The organism is Rothia koreensis, from assembly GCF_004136575.1.
GTDB lineage: Bacteria > Actinomycetota > Actinomycetes > Actinomycetales > Micrococcaceae > Rothia > Rothia koreensis.
Map to the genome: position 1 here is coordinate 59473 of NZ_NOIQ01000002.1, position 16989 is coordinate 76461.

At 64.8% G+C, this 16989-nt stretch carries 12 protein-coding genes and 1 tRNA gene; 10 read left to right on the plus strand and 3 right to left on the minus strand.

Annotation, left to right across the window (positions count from 1 at the left end; translation table 11 throughout):
• The first annotated feature begins 27 nt into the window (after nucleotides 1–27).
• Nucleotides 28–2298 (plus strand): bifunctional copper resistance protein CopD/cytochrome c oxidase assembly protein, encoded by a 2271-nt coding sequence (locus tag EWU68_RS03940; protein ID WP_129314585.1) that lies wholly within the window; start codon nucleotides 28–30, stop codon nucleotides 2296–2298.
• A gap of 167 nt (nucleotides 2299–2465) precedes the next feature.
• Nucleotides 2466–4400 carry an NHL domain-containing thioredoxin family protein gene (locus EWU68_RS03945; RefSeq protein WP_129314586.1) on the plus strand — a complete coding sequence of 645 codons (1935 nt, stop codon included), beginning with the start codon at nucleotides 2466–2468 and terminating at the stop codon, nucleotides 4398–4400.
• Between the two features lie 12 nt (nucleotides 4401–4412).
• Here the strand turns inward: EWU68_RS03945 and EWU68_RS03950 are convergent, their stop codons facing one another.
• Nucleotides 4413–5405, minus strand: a complete 993-nt coding sequence (locus EWU68_RS03950; protein ID WP_129314587.1) for a hypothetical protein — start codon at nucleotides 5403–5405, stop codon at nucleotides 4413–4415.
• Nucleotides 5406–5463: 58 nt separating this feature from the next.
• On the opposite strand from EWU68_RS03950, the gene EWU68_RS03955 reads away from it, so the two are divergent.
• Together EWU68_RS03955 and EWU68_RS03960 are read left to right on the plus strand one after the other, a co-directional pair.
• Entirely contained in the window at nucleotides 5464–6171 is a 708-nt protein-coding gene (locus EWU68_RS03955) for a hypothetical protein (RefSeq protein WP_129314588.1), read from the plus strand.
• Nucleotides 6172–6180: 9 nt separating this feature from the next.
• The gene (locus EWU68_RS03960) at nucleotides 6181–6834 is read left to right on the plus strand and encodes a class I SAM-dependent methyltransferase (RefSeq protein WP_129314589.1); all 654 of its coding nucleotides are present in this window, start codon (nucleotides 6181–6183) and stop codon (nucleotides 6832–6834) included.
• Between the two features lie 203 nt (nucleotides 6835–7037).
• Here EWU68_RS03960 and EWU68_RS03965 read toward each other — a convergent pair.
• Nucleotides 7038–7108, minus strand: a tRNA-Gly gene (locus EWU68_RS03965).
• A gap of 95 nt (nucleotides 7109–7203) precedes the next feature.
• On the opposite strand from EWU68_RS03965, the gene dcd reads away from it, so the two are divergent.
• Genes dcd through EWU68_RS03980 form a run of 3 tightly spaced genes read left to right on the plus strand, consistent with a single transcriptional unit; the run spans nucleotide 7204 to nucleotide 10178 of the window.
• Nucleotides 7204–7788 carry a dCTP deaminase gene (gene dcd, locus EWU68_RS03970; RefSeq protein WP_129314590.1) on the plus strand — a complete coding sequence of 195 codons (585 nt, stop codon included), beginning with the start codon at nucleotides 7204–7206 and terminating at the stop codon, nucleotides 7786–7788.
• Nucleotides 7789–7797: 9 nt separating this feature from the next.
• Nucleotides 7798–9081 (plus strand): hypothetical protein, encoded by a 1284-nt coding sequence (locus EWU68_RS03975; protein ID WP_129314591.1) that lies wholly within the window; start codon nucleotides 7798–7800, stop codon nucleotides 9079–9081.
• Nucleotides 9078–10178, plus strand: a complete 1101-nt coding sequence (locus EWU68_RS03980) for a MauE/DoxX family redox-associated membrane protein (protein WP_129314592.1) — start codon at nucleotides 9078–9080, stop codon at nucleotides 10176–10178. The genes EWU68_RS03975 and EWU68_RS03980 overlap by 4 nt, the downstream gene beginning before the upstream one ends.
• On the opposite strand, the gene EWU68_RS03985 is transcribed toward EWU68_RS03980, so the two are convergent.
• Entirely contained in the window at nucleotides 10120–11436 is a 1317-nt protein-coding gene (locus EWU68_RS03985; protein ID WP_129314593.1) for an MFS transporter, read from the minus strand. The genes EWU68_RS03980 and EWU68_RS03985 overlap by 59 nt on opposite strands.
• Before the next feature lie 196 nt (nucleotides 11437–11632).
• Between EWU68_RS03985 and EWU68_RS03990 the strand changes: the two genes are divergently transcribed.
• The 3 genes from EWU68_RS03990 to EWU68_RS04000 are packed head-to-tail and all read left to right on the plus strand — an operon-like array spanning nucleotide 11633 to nucleotide 16988.
• Nucleotides 11633–14794: a Na+/H+ antiporter subunit A gene (locus EWU68_RS03990; protein ID WP_129314594.1), complete on the plus strand. Its 3162-nt coding sequence runs from the start codon at nucleotides 11633–11635 to the stop codon at nucleotides 14792–14794.
• Nucleotides 14791–15366, plus strand: coding sequence for a Na(+)/H(+) antiporter subunit C (locus EWU68_RS03995; RefSeq protein WP_129314595.1), 576 nt, complete (start codon nucleotides 14791–14793; stop codon nucleotides 15364–15366). The genes EWU68_RS03990 and EWU68_RS03995 overlap by 4 nt, the downstream gene beginning before the upstream one ends.
• A complete protein-coding gene (locus EWU68_RS04000; protein ID WP_129314596.1) occupies nucleotides 15363–16988 on the plus strand; it encodes a Na+/H+ antiporter subunit D in 1626 nt (541 codons plus the stop codon). The genes EWU68_RS03995 and EWU68_RS04000 overlap by 4 nt, the downstream gene beginning before the upstream one ends.
• Nucleotide 16989: the final 1 nt, after the last annotated feature.

Sequence of the window (16989 nt, forward strand, 5' to 3'; positions counted from 1 at the left end):
TTCACCCACTTTCGAACCGAGGATTTGATGACGAGCAGCAAGCCGAAGGCCGGCGGTCGGACGACCGCGCCGAGGCGGGAGGTACCACAGGGACTCGCGAGAGGACTCCATCGCCCGTGGCTGCTCGTGGTGCCGGGCGCGACCCTCGTGTTCCTCGTCGTGTCGCTGATTCTCTCAGGCACCGCGGCGGGAACGAGCCTGAACGACCCCGGGCCATTCGTGCGGTGGGCTCTGCCCGTCGCGACGTCGATCCACAACATCTCCATGGCAGCGACCATGGGGGCACTGGTGTTCACGGTGTTCTTCATCCCCCGCTACGCTGCCGACGCGAAGAGCACGGGTCGGCGGCGGAGCAGCGGCCGCATGATCGCGGATTCGGAGTATGCCACCAGCGAGGACCTGGCCCACGCCTCCGCGGACGAAGTGCAGGGCATCCGGGACAGAGAAGCGGCCGCGACCGAGGAATACCCTCCGTTCGTTGCCGCGCTGAATTTCGGGGCCGTCGCGTCCATGACCTGGACCATTGCAGCAGTTGCGGTGCTGATTCTTTCTTACGCCGACGTCGCCGGGACAGCCGTGAGCAGCGACAAGGCCTTCACGAGTCAGTTGCTCAGCTACATGCAGAGCATCGCGGGCGGCCAGGAACAGACGACGATCATCGTTGTCGCGGCCGTGGTGACCACCTTGATATTTGCGGTGCGGCAATTGCTCGGTCTTCTGCTGACCCTCGGGGTGTCCATGGTCGCGCTCGTGGCTCTCGCCCTCAGCGGCCACTCCTCGGGCGGCGACGATCACATGGGCGCCGTGAACTCGCTCGGCCTTCACCTTTTGGGTGTGAGCCTGTGGTTCGGGGGCCTCGTCGTCCTGGCCTACCTGTCCCGTCAGCTCTCGGGGCCCGACGCCGGGACGGGGACCGTTCCGCAGAAGAAACGTGGGACTCTCAGCGCACGTGACCGTCGAGCCCCCATGGCCGTGGTCGTGCTCAGGAGATACTCGGCCGTCGCACTGGCCGGATTCGTGATGGTTCTGTTCTCGGGAATCATCAACGCCGACATCCGCATCTACGGCCTCTCCGATCTCGGCACCACGTACGGGGCCCTCATCGTGACCAAGGCGGCGCTCACCCTCCTGTTGGGTATCGCCGGGGCGGCACACCGCCTGTACCTGATTCCGAGGGTCGAGTCGGGCGCGGTGAGTGCCTTCCGCGGCATCTGGCAGGTGATCCTTGCGGAGCTGGTGATCATGGGAACCGTGTCCGGTGTCGCCGTGACACTCTCCAGGAGCGCACCGCCCGTTCCGGAGGAGCTGAAACCGGACGCGTCCCCCGCGCGCATCATCACCTGGTACGAAATGCCGGGTGAACCCACGACGGCCACGTGGTTCACCACGTGGCGTTGGGACTGGCTGTGGGTCGCCGTCGCCGTTCTGGCCGTGTGGTTCTACGTGTGGGCCTTCCTCAAAGTCAGGTCCCGTGGCGGCAACTGGAACCCGCTGCGACTGGTCTCGTGGATCGTGGGTCTTGCATTCCTGACCTTCGCGACGTCGGGCTCTCTGCCCGTCTACTCGAGGGTGCTGTTCTCCGCGCACATGGTCGAGCACATGCTGCTGACGATGATCATTCCGATCTTCCTGGTCCTGGGAGCCCCGGTGACCTTGTTCCTGAGGGCACTGGAACCGCGACAGGACGGTACTCGCGGGCCGCGCGAATGGATCCTGTGGTTCACGCATTCGACCTGGTCGAAGATCGTGACCAACCCGATCGTTGCGGCCGTGAACTTCGCGGGGTCGATCGTGATCTTCTACTTCACCCCGTTGTTCGGGGTCGCCCTGCGATACCACGTGGGTCACGAATTCATGATGGCCCACTTCCTGCTCACCGGGTACATGTTCCTCTTGGTCCTGATCGGAATCGATCCGATTCCGCGTCGTCCGCAGTACGCGATTCGCCTCGTCGTCCTCATTGCGACCCTGGGATACCACGCCTTCGTGGGGATCGCGCTGATGAGCTCCAATGCGCTGTTGCAGGCTTCGTGGTTCGGCAACGTCGGGCGTCCGTGGGGCCTCTCCGCGCTCGGGGACCAGAAGCTCGGCGGATCGATCATGTGGGGCATGGGCGAGATCCCGACCATGCTGATCGCCGTGGTCGTCGGCGTGCAGTGGTCCATTGCCGACGGCCGCCTGGCGAAACGCATCGACCGGCAGGCCGACCGGGATGGCGACGCCGAACTGGAGGCGTACAACGAAATGTTCGAACGCCTCAACGAAGAGGGCACTTCCTCGTCGCGGGACCGTCGCTAGTTTCCGTCCACAATGAACCCCGGTGCGTTCGAATATGACGTTTGCGCACAGGTGAATGACGCGACGGCGACACACGGAACATCTCCGTCCCGCCGGTTGTTACTCTTTCCGCAAGCATCCACGCAGTCGGCCCCAGCGGGCCGCGCCCACACAGAAAAGAGGACTCGATGGTTGAACGCGCGCCCCGTGTACGCGCCTCGGAGCTGACCGGCCGCAATTGGCTGAACACTGGTGGGAAAGAACTGACGTGGTCCGACCTCCGCGGAAAGATCGTCATCCTCGACTTCTGGTCCTTCTGCTGCATCAACTGCCTCCACGTTCTGGACGAACTGCGTCCGCTCGAGGAAGAGTTCTCGGACATCCTCGTCACGGTGGGAGTCCATTCCCCGAAATTCGAACATGAGGCCGATCCCGAGGCGCTCGCCGCGGCCGTGGACCGTTACGACCTGCGCCACCCGGTCCTGGACGACCCCGAACTGGGCACCTGGCAGGCCTACACCGCGCGAGCATGGCCGACGCTCGTCGTCGTGGACCCGGAGGGCTATGTCGTCGCGCACCTCTCCGGCGAGGGACACGTGCAAGGGCTGGTCTCGCTGGTTCACGAGCTGGCGGAGGAGCACGAGGCCAAGGGCACTCTGCACCGGGGGAGCGGCCCCTATGTTCCGCGGCCCAAGCAAGAGGGCGTGCTGTCGTTTCCCGGGAAGATCAATGCTCTCCCGGCCGAGCTGAGGTCGCCGGACGCCGATGACCAGACCTACCTGGTCACGGACACCGGCCGGCACCGCGTGGTCGAGCTCGATTCCTCCCTCGAGAAGGTCCTGCGGGCCTGGGGCGGCAACGACAAAGGCTATGAGGACGGAACCTCGGACGAGGCCCGGTTCAACGAACCGCAGGGCCTCGCGATCGTTCCGGAAAGGCTTCGGGACAGCGTCGGGTACGACGTCCTGGTGGCCGATTCCGTCAATCACCGTCTGCGAGGAATCGAGCTCGGCACCGGCAAGGTCTCGACCGTTGCCGGCAATGGTGTCCAGAGGCTGCTCGACGCGGAGGGCGCTCGCACAGGCGACCCCAACGTCATCGACCCCGCGGCCGACCCCCTGACCGTGTCGCTGTCCTCGCCGTGGGATGTCCTCTGGTCGGATGCCATCGAAGCGTTCGTGGTCGCTATGGCCGGCACCCACCAGATCTTCTCTTTCGACCCCGTGGCGGGAACCGTCCAGGTCCTGGCCGGAACCGGTGCAGAGGGTCTCCTCGACGGTCCCGCCGCCGACGCGTGGTTCGCGCAGTCCTCCGGCCTGGCGCAGGCACCGGACGGAACCGTATGGGTCGCCGATTCCGAGACGTCGGCCGTGCGGAAGATTGCCTTCGACGAGGGCGGACCCACCGTGACCTCTGTCGTGGGACAAGGACTGTTCGACTTCGGCTTCCGCGACGGCTCGTCCGAGGAAGCTCGGTTGCAGCACTGCTTGGGAGTCGCGGTCCTGCCCGACCAGTCAGTGGCCATTGCTGACACCTACAACGGCGCGGTACGCCGATGGGACCCCGTAGCGAAAGAACTGACGACCTTGGCCCGTGACCTCGCGGAACCGTCCGATGTTCTGCTCGAAGACCGCGGAGAAGGCAATGATCCGCTGCTGCTCGTGGTCGAGGCCAACGCGCACCAAGTCGTTCGCCTCCCGATCCCGAAGGAGGCCCAGAGGGTCGACGAAGGAGCGTCTCAGACGCAGCGCCCGCCGTCCTTGCTGGCAGGGGACACTCTCGAGATCGTCTCTCGGTTCTCCGCGCCGACCGGCCAGAAACTGGACGATCGTTGGGGCGATCCCACGCAGCTCAAGGTCTCGGCGACTCCTCCCGAGTTCATCGTCGAGGGATCCGGCGCGCAACAGGGCCTGACACGAACGTTGACGTTGAACCCGGACATCACCGACGCCGTGCTGCACGTGACCGCGCGCGCGGCCGCCTGCGATGGCGAGCCCGGTGGTGAAATCCCCGATCACGCGGCGTGCCACCTCTACCAGCAGGACTGGGGGATACCGGTTCGCGTCACGGGCAACGAAGAGGACGAACACACCATGACTCTGGACCTGCGAGGCGTGAACTGAGCCCGTCCCGGTTCAGTGGGTGTTGACGACGACCTGGTCGCCTTTGACCTGCAACGCGGCGTTCAGCTGGAACGGCACGGTCTTTTTCACGGTGCTGACCGTTCCCGTGTAGAGATCGAGGGACTGGAACTCGATCTGGGCCTTGCCCTTGGGGTTTGTCAGTTTCCAGCGACCCTGCTGGTCCACGGTGGCCGAGGAATCCGGGTACTCGCTGATGCTCCAGTGCACGCCGCCCTGGACGCGCCCGCGGAATTCGTATTCGAAGGGGCATCCCTTCGGATACAAGGTGTTCTGCCGGGCGCATTCGTCGAGCTTTCCGGAGACCTGGGACTTGATGGAGTCCTTGGCGTGTCGGCTAGGCGCTGGCTTCAGCGACAGCGACGGCCTGTTGGTGTCGTCGTGGCCGGGTTCGGGATCCGTCACGGTGGTTGTCGTCTCGGGCGCTGTCACCAGGGACGATGTGTATTCCGCCGTATAGACGCCAGGGTAGAAGACCGCGAAGTCCTGGTCCCCGCCCTGCACCCCAACCTTCTGTCGGTTGACCGTGGCGGTTTCCACCCCGGGCGTCGAAACCTTGACGGTGGGCAACGTGCGCGAATCGATGGACCAGTCCTCCAGGACCCCCGCGTGGACCCCTGTCCGGTGAACGGGGAATTCGGTGCTCGACGTCGCCCCGTTCAGCCTGTACTCGACCGTGACGACCGCGGAATCCTCCGACTCCTGGTGAACGCTGTACCTGAGATGGTCCAGGGTGCGTGTTGCCTCGGACAGCGACCGGCCGTCCAGCATGGCCGCATTCGAATCGGGAACATCGGCGTTCATCAGGTCCATGGCCTTGCCGCCGTCCCCGTTCTGGATGGCCTGCATGTAGCTCCTGACCGGGGCCGTGGGTCCGAACGCGTAGTGCGAGATCAGGGCCATGGCGGCCACGGCCAAACCCGCCGTCGCCAGCAGTCCGACGCAGAATGTCGCCAGTGCTCGGTTCACGGGGGAGCGGGGGAACATGGGTACCAGCATATAGGGTGTCGGAAGCCACGCAGCAGGCATCGAATAGGCTGGAGTTATGGCAGAAAACGTAAGGGACGTTCCCGCGAAGTACGGTCGGCTCGAGGAAGGGTTCTATCCGCGCATCCATTCCTACGGGCGCAGAATCCTTGCCGTGCTGCCCACCGTCCTGCTGGCCGTGGCGCTGCTCGCGATCCTGTACTTCAAGCGCCCCGCGGCTGCCTTCGTGATCGTGGTGCTGGTCATGGAAGTCGTTGCCGCCACCGCCGTGTACTCGATCCTGAAGCCCGCCGTCGCCGTCATCACCGAAACCCACGTCCTGAGAGGGCGGCTCTTCGGGTGGAAGGCAGTCGCCAGAGCCAGCATCGAGCACACGATATTCGTGGAGAAGCTGAAGCCCAAGGCGGCCCTGTCGGCCGGGGACGGCGCCTGGGCACGACTGAGGTACAGGGGGATCCCCGGCCTCTGGTTCACGGGTCCCCAAGGAAAATCCTTGATGCGTTTTGACGGACGTGTCTGGGACGCCAAGACGCTCCGGACCCTGTCCGGCAAGGTAACACCCCAGACCACCGTGTATTCGTCGATCAATGTCACGGAGCTGGCCGCCAAGCACAAGGGCCTCGTCTCGTGGCACGAATTGCACCCGGCCTTCCGGTCGACCCTGATCGCGGCCATGGGCCTGGTGTTCCTGGCGCTGATTGTGATCCTGGGCGTCTGGCCCGAGGTCTTCGGGGCCAGGGAAGGACTGACCCACGGGGCAGGCTAGACTCGACGCATGCGCGAACCTTCACTGTGGGAAGTCCAGAAGAAGAACAACCCCGGTCACTCCCGGTGGTACATCGAACGGTTCGAGGCGATGCGCGCGCAGGGAGCCGATTTGGACGGGGAAGCCCGGACGATCGATGCCATGTCATCGCGAGGCTCGACCATCCTCGACGCAGGATGCGGACCGGGCCGCGTCGGCGGCGAACTCGAACGCCGCGGACACCGGGTGATCGGGATCGACGTCGACCCCGAACTCATCGACCAAGCTCGCATCGACCACCCGGAGGCGACATGGCTGACCGGTGACCTCGCCGACCTGGACGCGGCGATGCCAGCCGAGGTCATGGGCGCGGTCGATACCGTGGTCTGCGCGGGCAATGTGATGACTTTTCTGGCTCCATCCACCCGCCGGGCGGTTCTGGAAGGCTTCAAGCGTGCCCTCACGCCGGGCGGACGTGCAGCGGTCGGGTTCGGCGCAGGCCGGGGGTATCTCTTCGACGACTTCTTCCAGGACGCGGAGGATGCCGGGTTGGACGTGGATCTCAGGCTGTCGACCTGGGAGCTCGACCCGTGGGGCCCGGACTCCACCTTCCTGGTGGCCCTGCTCCGCAAGCCGGAAGACCCTGCCCAGCAACCAGGGGCCAGGACCAACCTGCTCGGCTGAAGGACGAGTCCTGGATGATGGGGCCCGGGTCTCGGGCTTCGTGTCACGGGCGACGGACGCTTCGGCACGTTCATCAGGGCCGGGCATCCATGGAATACGACGACGGGCCGCAGAAACCTCTGCGGCCCGTCGTCGTTGCCGATCATTCATCGGCTGCGTGGCACCGGACCAACTCACTTCATGGAATGGCTCGGCGGAATCGGAGCGGCTGACGGGAATCGAACCCGCGTATCAGGCTTGGGAAGCGTGCGCTCTACCATTGAGCTACAGCCGCATGATCCTCAAAGGACCAGAAATTATCGTAGCGCATCATCGGAAGCGGTGCGAACCGGTGGCGGGTGCACTCCGAGCATGTCTTATTCTTAAACCGTGCTGATTTCAGACCACGATATACGCCAGGACATCGACCGCGGACGCATCCGGCTGGATCCCTATGATCCGGCGATGATGCAACCCGCGAGTATTGATGTGCGCTTGGACAGGTACTTCCGGCTGTTCGACAACCACAAGTATCCGTACATCGATCCTCGTGAGGACCAGCCGGAGCTGACTCGATTGATCGAGACCAAACCGGACGAGCCGTTCATCCTGCACCCGGGGGAGTTCGTGCTGGGATCGACCTACGAGCAGGTCACCCTCCCCGACGACGTCGCCGCCCGTCTGGAGGGCAAGTCGTCCCTGGGCCGTCTCGGCCTGCTGACCCATTCCACCGCGGGTTTCATCGATCCCGGTTTCTCGGGCCACGTGACTCTGGAACTGTCCAACATGGCGACATTGCCGATTCTGCTGTGGCCGGGGTCGAAGGTCGGGCAACTGTGCTTCTTCCGCCTCAGCTCGCCCACGGATCATCCCTACGGCTCCGGGACCTACGGCAACCGTTACCAGGGCCAACGAGGTCCGACGGCATCCCGCAGTTACCAGAACTTCCACACGACAGACGTTTTCGAGAAATAGATACGGACAATGACCGAGACTCTCGTGTTCACCATGAGGGCTATGGGGGCGGTCGTCGATGTCTTCGCGGGTCCGGGGGTGTCTTCAAGGCTGATCGAGACCTTGGTATCCGCCTGGACCGATTGTGAAGCGTGCCCGGCCCCGGAGCCTTCGCCCCCACGGAACCCGGAGCACGTGAGCATCGTTCTCGCGACCCGGCAGAATCCCGTGTCCGCGACCACCGTCGGGAGTCGTGAGGTGCCCGTACTGACGGTCGACGCCGACGTGCCCCGGGTCGCCCAAGAATTCACCTCTCTGGTCACGCTCGAGCTGATCCGCCGACACATCGGCCGGATGCACCTCTTTCATGCTGCGGCGCTGATGCAGCCCGGAACCGGTCAGGTGGTCGCCCTCGTCGGCCCTTCCGGGCGGGGCAAGACAACCGCCTCGCGGGCCCTCGCCCGGGCGGGATGGGTGTACCTCAGCGACGAAACGTGCGCGATCGACCCGGAGACTCTGGCAGTTCTGCCGTATCCGAAACCGTTGTCGATCATCGCGAAACCGGCAGAGCCCAAGACCCAAATCGCGGCGTCGGCCCTGGGGCTGCGACACCACGATCCGGCCTCATCCGTGCGTCCGGAGCTCGCGCGCCTCGTCGTTCTCGACCGCCTCGACGCCGGGACCCGACCGCACGAGGACGCGGCGCGAGGGCTGCGCTGCCTGCCATTGCTGGAATCACTGCAGGTTCTCGCGGAACAGTCCTCCGGGCTGGCGCGGACGCGAGACGGTCTGCTGAGGCTCGCCGAATTGGCGGATCGGATCGGCGGAGTCGACGCAGTGACCTACACGGATTCTTCGCAACTGCCCGAGCTCCTCGCAGACTCCCTCGAAACCCGACGAGACGCCGGGGTCGAGCCCTGGAAATACATCGCGGGGTCCGCACTCGGGGAACCGGCGGGGCACGATCTCCCGAGCTCCGACCTGCCCGGCCCGGTCGTCCCGGAACCGAAAGGATCGGAGCGATTGTATTCGCGGAGCGTCGAGACCTGCGGAATCGTCACCGACCACGGGATGCTTCTCATGCACCCGGAGCGTACGGTGATCTACTCGGAGCTCGGCGCGGATCTGTGGATCGAGGCCGGGGACGGCCGGACCAGGCATCACCTCGAGGAAAGGCTGTCCGAAATCTACGGGCCGCCACCGCCGGGGGCTTTCGACGTCGTCCTCGACACGATCCTCGAGGACGGCGGTCTCGTCGTCTCGAACCCGCCCGGTACCGCAAGTCCACCCACTGACCCAGAGGAGCAACCATGACGGCTTTTCTTGCTCCGCCGATGATCCTGGCCGTCGTGCTCGGGATATCGGGGATTTCGAAATTGCGTGCCCGAGGCAGTGTGTCCGCGGCCTTCGAGCAGTTGGGTGTTCCGCCTTGGTTGGACCGAGGCTGGATCAAACGCGCGTTCCCTTGGGGCGAGGTCCTCCTGGGCCTTGTTCTCCTGTGTTCTCCGGGGTGGGTCGCGCCGATCGCGGCGCTGGTCGCGGTCGCCTTGTTCGTGACCTACTGGGCGCTGATCTACCGTGCGCTGGGATTCGACGAGCCCGTCTCGTGCAATTGCTTCGGCCAAGCCAATGCGGAGCCGGTGACCCATTGGACCCTCTGGCGCAATACCGCTTTCCTGTTGCTGGCCGTTCTCTGGTTCGCCGCCTCGTTCCGGGTTTCCGCGCCCGGACTCGTGGCGCGTGTCTCCGCATCGGACCTTCTCTGGATCCTGGGAATGGCGGCAGCGAGCGGAACTCTGTTCCTCTCCCTCGCGCCCGGAGCGCGCCGTGCCGCGGAAGCCCGCAGGGCCGCTCATGAACCCCGCCACCCGGGCCAGGACGGCGTGGGTTCCGGTCCGGTGATGGCTTCCAGCCCTCATGGCGACTCCGACCCCCGGAATCCGGACAACGACGACGACTATGTGCGTCGCCCCATCCCTGGAATCGTGCTCAAGGACTCCCAGGGGGATTGGGTGGCCCTGACACGTCTGGCGGCGACCCGGGCGCGGCTCCTTCTCCTCGTTTCACCGGGATGCGGTTCCTGCACGGAGGTGATCCGTTCGGCCCGGACGTGGCGCGATGAATTGTCTCCCGCTGTCGAAGTCCACCTGGTGACCTCCGCCCGTCAAGAAGCCATGGAAGCCGTGGTGGGCGAAGAGCTGTGGGACTCGGTGCTGTACGACCGCGAGTACTTCCTGGATGACCTGATGGGCATGGGGGCGACACCATCTGCGGTACTGCTCGGAGCAGACCGATTGCTCGCCGGGGGCCCGGTCCTCGGCCGGGAGGACATTTCGGCCTTCGTCGAGGACATCAAGGTCGAGTTGGAAGCCGCACCGCAAGGGCCAGACCGAGGGCCAGAACGATCATGATCCCGAGAATGCCCCACACCTGGTCCCCGAGAAGGCCCACGAACAGGGCAAACAGTGCGGGGGCCAGGAAACTCATGGCACGTCCCGTGGTCGAGTAGAGGCCGAAGTATTCTCCCTCGTCACCCGGCTTGGTCAGCCTGGACAGGTAGGTGCGGGAGGCGGATTGTGCGGGTCCGACGAACGCGCACAACGCGAGACCGCAGACCCAGAAGAGCCCTGGGCTCTGCACCAGCAACAATGGTGCCGCCGCGATCAGCAACCCCGACAGCGAACCGATGATCACCCGCTTGGGTCCCAGTGCGTCGTCGAGGCGGCCCCCGACGACCGCGCCGAGACCGGCGACCACGTTCCCCGCGATCGCGAACACGATGACCTGGCTCGTGGAGAAACCGAAAGTCCCGGCAGCCAGTACACCTCCGTAGGTGAACACGCCCGCGAGCCCGTCTCTGAAGACCGCCGATGCGATGAGGAACCTCAGGGCCACGGGTTCGTGGCGATACAGGCGTCGTATCGTGCGTCCGAGGCGTCGATACGAATCGACCCATGATTCCTTGTGGGCCGAGACCATCCGGCCCGTGGCCGCACCGTATCCGCTTTCGGGTGCCGTGGCCCCCGGAAAACGGAGCAGAATCGGGAGAGACAGCCCGGCCAGCCAGATCGCGGAGAACAGCGCCACGGCGCGAAGGTTCAGCGAATCGTCCTCGGGGATCCCCAGGAGTCCGGGGGAGACGAAGCCGAAGAGCACGATGACCAGGGCGATGATGCCTCCGAAGTAGCCGAAGGACCACCCCAGGCCGGAGACCCGTCCCACCGTTTCGGGGGTCGAGATGGAGGGAAGGACGGCGTTGTAGTGCACGGTCGCGATCTCGTTGAAGACGTTGGCCGCGGCAATGAGTCCGACGCCGAGCCACAAGAAAGCCGGGTCCGGACGGACGAAGAAGCACAGCGCCACGCAGACGGCCACCGCGGCGGTGGTCACGGCCAATGCTTTGCGACGAGATCCACCGCGGTCCGCTCTCTGTCCGGTGACGGGAGCAGTGACGGCAATGACCAGCCCTGCTGCGGCAAGTCCGATGGACAGTGCCTGGGACGTGTGGTTCTTGCTGCCGAAAAGCTCGCTGGTGAGGTACACGTTGAATACGAACGTCGTCATCACAGCGTGGAAGCTCGAGGCGCCCGCATCCCAGAGCGCCCACGGGATCACCGGCTTGTGCTCCTCGGATCGGAGCGACGACGGCGAGGGCGGCGCATAGCTCATGGGCTCAGGATACAAGCGCCTTCGGGTGAACCCGATCACGGCGCGGCCCTTCGCCGGCGGAATCCTGCGGGATTCGGGGAATGTTAATAGTCGGACGTCATTGTCAGCTCTCAGCATGCATGGACAGGTGCACATGTCGGCGCTGGTATTCTTGTGAGGGACCAGACCCCGAGGCCCAATGAGGAGGTCCCACCGCGTGAGCTTCGTGATCCTGGTCCATTGCTTTGCGGCTCTCCTCGCCCCCGCGTGTTTTCGTCGGTGGGGACGTACGTGCTTCTACGGACTGGCGGTCGTTCCCGCGGTCTCCTTCGTGTGGCTGTGTGCACAGGCTCCCGCGGTTTTCGGCGGAACCGATCTGGTGGAGAGCTATCCGTGGATCCACCAGTTGGGTATCAGCCTGACCTTCAGGATGGATCCGCTGGCCTGGATCCTTTCCGCGATGATCCTCGGCATCGGGGCCCCGATCCTCTTCTACTGCGCCGCATATTTCAAGCACACCAACCAGTATTCCGGTGCATTCGGCGCTCAACTGGTTCTCTTCGCCGGCGTCATGTTCGGGCTCGTCACGGCCGATGACATGATCGTGATGTTCGTGTTCTGGGAGATCACGAGCATTCTTTCCTACGTCCTCATCGGCTACGCCCACGTCCGGTTCTTTGCCCGGCGCGCCGCGCTCCAGGCGCTGATCGTCACCACGGCCGGGGGACTGGCCATGTTCATCGGCGTCATCATGTTGGGCGTGGCCAGCGATTCCTACCTGCTCTCGGATGTTGTGGCCAGGGCACCGGAGACGGTGGCGACCCCGGGAGGCGGAGTCGCGGTCGGGGCCGCGCTCGTCCTGATCCTGGTCGGGGCCATGTCGAAGTCCGCGCTGTTCCCCCTCCACTTCTGGCTCCCGGGCGCGATGGCCGCACCCACCCCCGTCTCGGCCTTCCTCCACGCGGCGGCCATGGTCAAAGCCGGAATCTATCTGGTGGCACGTCTCGCCCCCGGCTTCGCCGACGTTCCCCCGTGGACCGCTCTGGTGGTCTGCTTCGGCCTGTTCACGATGCTCTTCGGTGGCTACCAGGCCCTCAAGCAGTTCGACCTCAAACTGATTCTCGCCTACGGCACCGTGAGCCAGCTCGGCTTCATCATGACCGTCGTGGGTATCGGCACTCCCGACGCAATGTATGCCGGTCTGGCCATGATGGTGGCCCACTCCCTGTTCAAATCGGTCCTGTTCCTGGCGACCGGAATCATCGACCACCAGGCCGGAACCCGTGAGATCACCCGGCTCTCCGGAATCTGGCGCAAAGCACCCGGCCTGTTCGTCATGGCCGTTCTCTCGGCCGCCTCGATGGCCGGTATCCCTCCGCTCGCGGGGTTCGTGACCAAGGAGGGGATTCTCGAGCTCGGCCTCGACGCCGTGCAGCACGGCGTCGGCGATCTGGACGCGACGCAAGGTCTCGTCGTCCTCATCGGCATAGCCCTCGGCTCGGTCCTGACCCTCGCCTACAGCGCTCGATTCATCTGGGGCGCCTTCGCAACCAAGCGCGTCGCGGACGCCCACCCGGACCTGGTCCAAGGAGGATCGGTCCATTCGACCGACTTCCACGTCATCCCGTTCAACTTTGCTCTCGCCCCCGGCCTGATCACCGTGCTCACGATTGCGTTGGGTCTCTTCCCCGAGCCGCTCCACGTGATGGCGTACGACGCCGCGCGCACCGCCGGACACGTTGAGCAGCATTTGGCTCTGTGGCACGGGCTGACGCCCGCACTGGGCCTGTCGGCGGTCATCGTCCTTCTCGGCTTCGTCCTCTTCGCGCTGAGGTCTCCGGTCGAGAGATTCCAAACCGCTCTTCCGAGCCTGCCGACGGCAGACACCGTGTATCGCGCCGTCATCGGCGCCATCGACTACGTCGCAGTCCGCGTCACGGGCTTCACGCAACGAGGCTCGCTGAGCTTCTACCTCGCGGTCATTCTGGTGACTGCCGTGGTGGTACCCACCGTCGGGCTGTTCCTGGTCGAGACACCTCCGCTGAATTCGTTCAACTGGTCCGATTCCCCGGCGCAGTGGGCCATCGCCGTCGTGATGGTCGGCGCGGCCCTGGTGGCCGTGCGGGCGTCCAAGAGGTTTTTGGCGATCCTCATGGTTTCGGTGACCGGCTACGGACTCGCTCTGATTTTCGCGCTCCGTGGGGCGCCGGACCTCGCGCTCACGCAGTTGCTCGTCGAGACGATTTCGTTGATCGCGTTCGTCTTGGCCCTGCGCATGCTCCCGTCCGGAATGGGGCAGCGGAAGACCACCAGGAAACCGGTGCGCATTGCCATTGCCGCGGGATTCGGGCTGTTCATGATGGCGCTGACGGCCTTTTCCATCTCCTCCCGCACGGAATCGCCGATCTCCTTGGATATGCCGCGATTGGCATACGAGATTGGACACGGCAAGAACGTCGTCAACGTGACCCTGGTCGACATGCGCGCCTGGGACACCTACGGAGAAATCTCGGTTCTGGCCCTCGCGGCCACGGGCGTGGCCAGCCTGATCTTCATCGCGGGCAGGCAGGACGGAGGAGCCAGCAGCCAGCATTTGGACACGGGACGCATTCGTGCGGTGAGCAAACGGTATGCGGAGCGTACCGGCCTGAGCGCCGGGGCTCGCGTCGCCGGTCGTTTCATGAACGTCAAGCGGGACCCGTTCCTGGTCGCCGGCCGGACGCTGGCGCCGGAGAACCGGTCACTCATGCTCGAGGTCATCACGCGGTTGCTCTTCCACACCATCATGCTGACCTCCGCATATCTGTTGCTTGCGGGGCACAACCTGCCGGGCGGCGGGTTCGCGGGTGGCCTTCTGGCCGGTCTGGCTCTCGGGCTCCGATACCTCGCGGGAGGCCGATACGAGCTGGAGGAAGCCACGCCGTTGAACGCGGGGGTCCTGCTCGGTATCGGAATGATCGTCGCCGCGCTCTACGCTCTCCTCCCGCTGGCCTGGGGCGGAACGGTGTTCACGTCCTACAACGTCGATCTCGAGATGTGGCTGTTCGGCGAAGTGCACTTCGTGACGTCCACGATTTTCGACGTCGGCGTCTACCTGATCGTGGTCGGACTGGTTCTCGACGTGCTCCGCAGCCTCGGGGGACGCATCGACTCGGTCCTCGAGGAGGAGCGAGAGAAAGAGCGCGAGAAGGCCAAGATCACCGGGCGCAAGCGTCGTCGCATCAAGGTCCGCCGTTCCGGCGGACCACAGACCTCGGTCATCCCCTCCGGTCCGGTCACCGCAACCAGCGAGGACGAACCGACGCACGAGAGCCAGGACCGCACGAGAGATCGGCAGGACACGGTGCTTTCCGATAGCGCAGGGGAGGACAACCGATGATCGATGCAGCCCTGTTGTTGGTCATGGGAGTTCTCTACGCGGTGGGGGTCTACCTGATCTTGGAGAAGTCGCTGACCAAGGTGCTCTTGGGCCTGATGCTCATCACCAACGCGACCAACATCCTGATCCTCCACACCGGCGGTGTTTCGGGACTTCCGGCGTTTTTCGACTCTGAGGTCGCGGCAGAGGACTACTTCGATCCACTGCCTCAGGCGCTCGTACTGACCGCGATCGTGATCTCGTTCTCCGTGACGGCGCTGATGCTCGGCATGATCTATCGCAGCTGGGTCCTCTCCCGCAGGGACGATATCCAGGACGACGCCGAGGACCGCCGCGTCGCTGCCCAGCCGGATTACGATCCGGAGGACGACGACGCCGCCCCGATCGAGCCTTCCGAATTCGAGGGATCCGAGGAACAACGAGAGGAAGCCTATCGTCAGCGGAAACAGGCCGAGCGAGCGAAGAAGGAGGGCTCACGACCGCAGGCACCGGACGAAGTGCCCGGCTTCTCGGGTGAGCATCACCCCCATCTCGACCAAGGCGACCGCGACAGAGGGGAGTGGCACGCATGAGCATCGTTGACATTGCCCCGGCCGCGGTCGTCCTGCCCCTCCTGGCGGCGGGCGCGAGCTTCACGCTGTACAAGCACCCCAACGCACAGCGACTCCTTTCGGTCGTGGCCATGCTGGCCACCCTGTGCCTCGAGTCCGTCCTGCTCGTCTCCACCTGGGGCGGCGAACCCCAATCGGTCACCCTGGGAGCATGGGCCGCTCCCTTCGGCATCGTGATGGTCGTGGACCAGCTGTCCTCTCTGATGCTCGTGGTCTCGACGCTCGTTTCCTTTGCGGTCATGATTTACGCGACCGGACAGGGCCTCGCGGACGGCGACTCGGACGCGCCCATTTCCGTTTTCTACCCGACCTACCTCGTTCTGCTCGCCGGCGTCTCGAACGCGTTCCTCGCCGGTGACCTGTTCAATCTCTACGTCGGTTTCGAGATTCTCCTGACCGCCAGTTACGTGCTGATGACCATGTCCGGTTCCGCGCCGAGGATCCGCGCGGGAATCACATACACCGTGGTCTCCGTGATCTCGTCGATGTTGTTCCTGATCTCGATCGGCATGATCTACGGGGCCGTCGGAACGGTCAACATGGCCGACATTGCGGTCAAGGCGGGGCATCTGCCGGTGGGAACTCAGGTGCAGCTGCACCTGATGCTGCTGGTCGCCTTCGGGATCAAGGCCGCGGTCTTCCCCTTGTCGCTGTGGCTCCCGGACTCCTATCCGACGGCTCCGGCCCCCGTCACCGCCGTGTTCGCGGGGTTGCTGACCAAGGTCGGCGTGTACGCCATCATCCGTACCGAAACCCTTCTCTTTCCCGAGAGCCGAGTGGACAACTTGCTGGCCCTCGTGGCCGCGGCCACGCTCGTCGTCGGGATCCTGGGCGCGCTCACGCAGAGCGATATCAAGAGAACCCTGTCATTCATTCTCATCAGCCACATCGGCTACATGATCTGGGGCATCTCCTTGGCCACGCCCGAAGGCCTGATGGCCGTGGTCTTCTACATCGCACACCACATCGTGATCCAGACGAGCCTGTTCATGGTCGTGGGTCTCATCGAGCGACGCGGCGGATCCGCCAATACGGACCGACTCGCGGGGCTCGCGAAGATCGCCCCGATCCTGGGCGTCCTCTACTTCATCCCGGCGATCAACCTGGGCGGCATTCCGCCGTTCTCAGGATTCCTCGGCAAGGTCGGCCTGATCGACGCGAGCGTTCAGGCCGGAACGTGGCAGGGCTACGTGCTGGCCGGCGTCGGCGTCTTCGTGTCCTTGCTGACCCTGTTGACCCTCACGCGAATCTGGAACCGCGCCTTCTGGCGCAAACCGGAGGACGCCGAATTCCCGGATCCGATCCTGTTGGCCAAGGACCAGGACGGCAAGTACGGCGTCCGGACGTCGGGCGAACTCGACGTCGAATCGAGGCGTTACAAGGGCAAGGACGTCACTCTCCTGCCCCGACCGATGATGGCCTCGACCATCGGCCTCGTGGTGGTCGGCGTCGCCATCACGGTCTTCGCCGGGCCCTTGTTCGACCTGTCCGATCAGGCCTCCGGCAATCTGAGCAACCCGCAGGTCTACATCGATGCCGTACTCGGATCCGACCACGGAGCCTCTGCGGAAGGGGGTCACTGAC

Bases quoted from the DNA above. Each gene is read 5' to 3' on its own strand.
- EWU68_RS03940 (WP_129314585.1), top strand. From the start codon at position 28: ATGACGAGCAGCAAGCCGAAGGCCGGCGGTCGGACGACCGCGCCGAGG.
- EWU68_RS03945 (WP_129314586.1), top strand. From the start codon at position 2,466: ATGGTTGAACGCGCGCCCCGTGTACGCGCCTCGGAGCTGACCGGCCGC.
- EWU68_RS03950 (WP_129314587.1), bottom strand. From the start codon at position 5,405: ATGTTCCCCCGCTCCCCCGTGAACCGAGCACTGGCGACATTCTGCGTC.
- EWU68_RS03955 (WP_129314588.1), top strand. From the start codon at position 5,464: ATGGCAGAAAACGTAAGGGACGTTCCCGCGAAGTACGGTCGGCTCGAG.
- EWU68_RS03960 (WP_129314589.1), top strand. From the start codon at position 6,181: ATGCGCGAACCTTCACTGTGGGAAGTCCAGAAGAAGAACAACCCCGGT.
- EWU68_RS03975 (WP_129314591.1), top strand. From the start codon at position 7,798: ATGACCGAGACTCTCGTGTTCACCATGAGGGCTATGGGGGCGGTCGTC.
- EWU68_RS03980 (WP_129314592.1), top strand. From the start codon at position 9,078: ATGACGGCTTTTCTTGCTCCGCCGATGATCCTGGCCGTCGTGCTCGGG.
- EWU68_RS03985 (WP_129314593.1), bottom strand. From the start codon at position 11,436: ATGAGCTATGCGCCGCCCTCGCCGTCGTCGCTCCGATCCGAGGAGCAC.
- EWU68_RS03995 (WP_129314595.1), top strand. From the start codon at position 14,791: ATGATCGATGCAGCCCTGTTGTTGGTCATGGGAGTTCTCTACGCGGTG.
- EWU68_RS04000 (WP_129314596.1), top strand. From the start codon at position 15,363: ATGAGCATCGTTGACATTGCCCCGGCCGCGGTCGTCCTGCCCCTCCTG.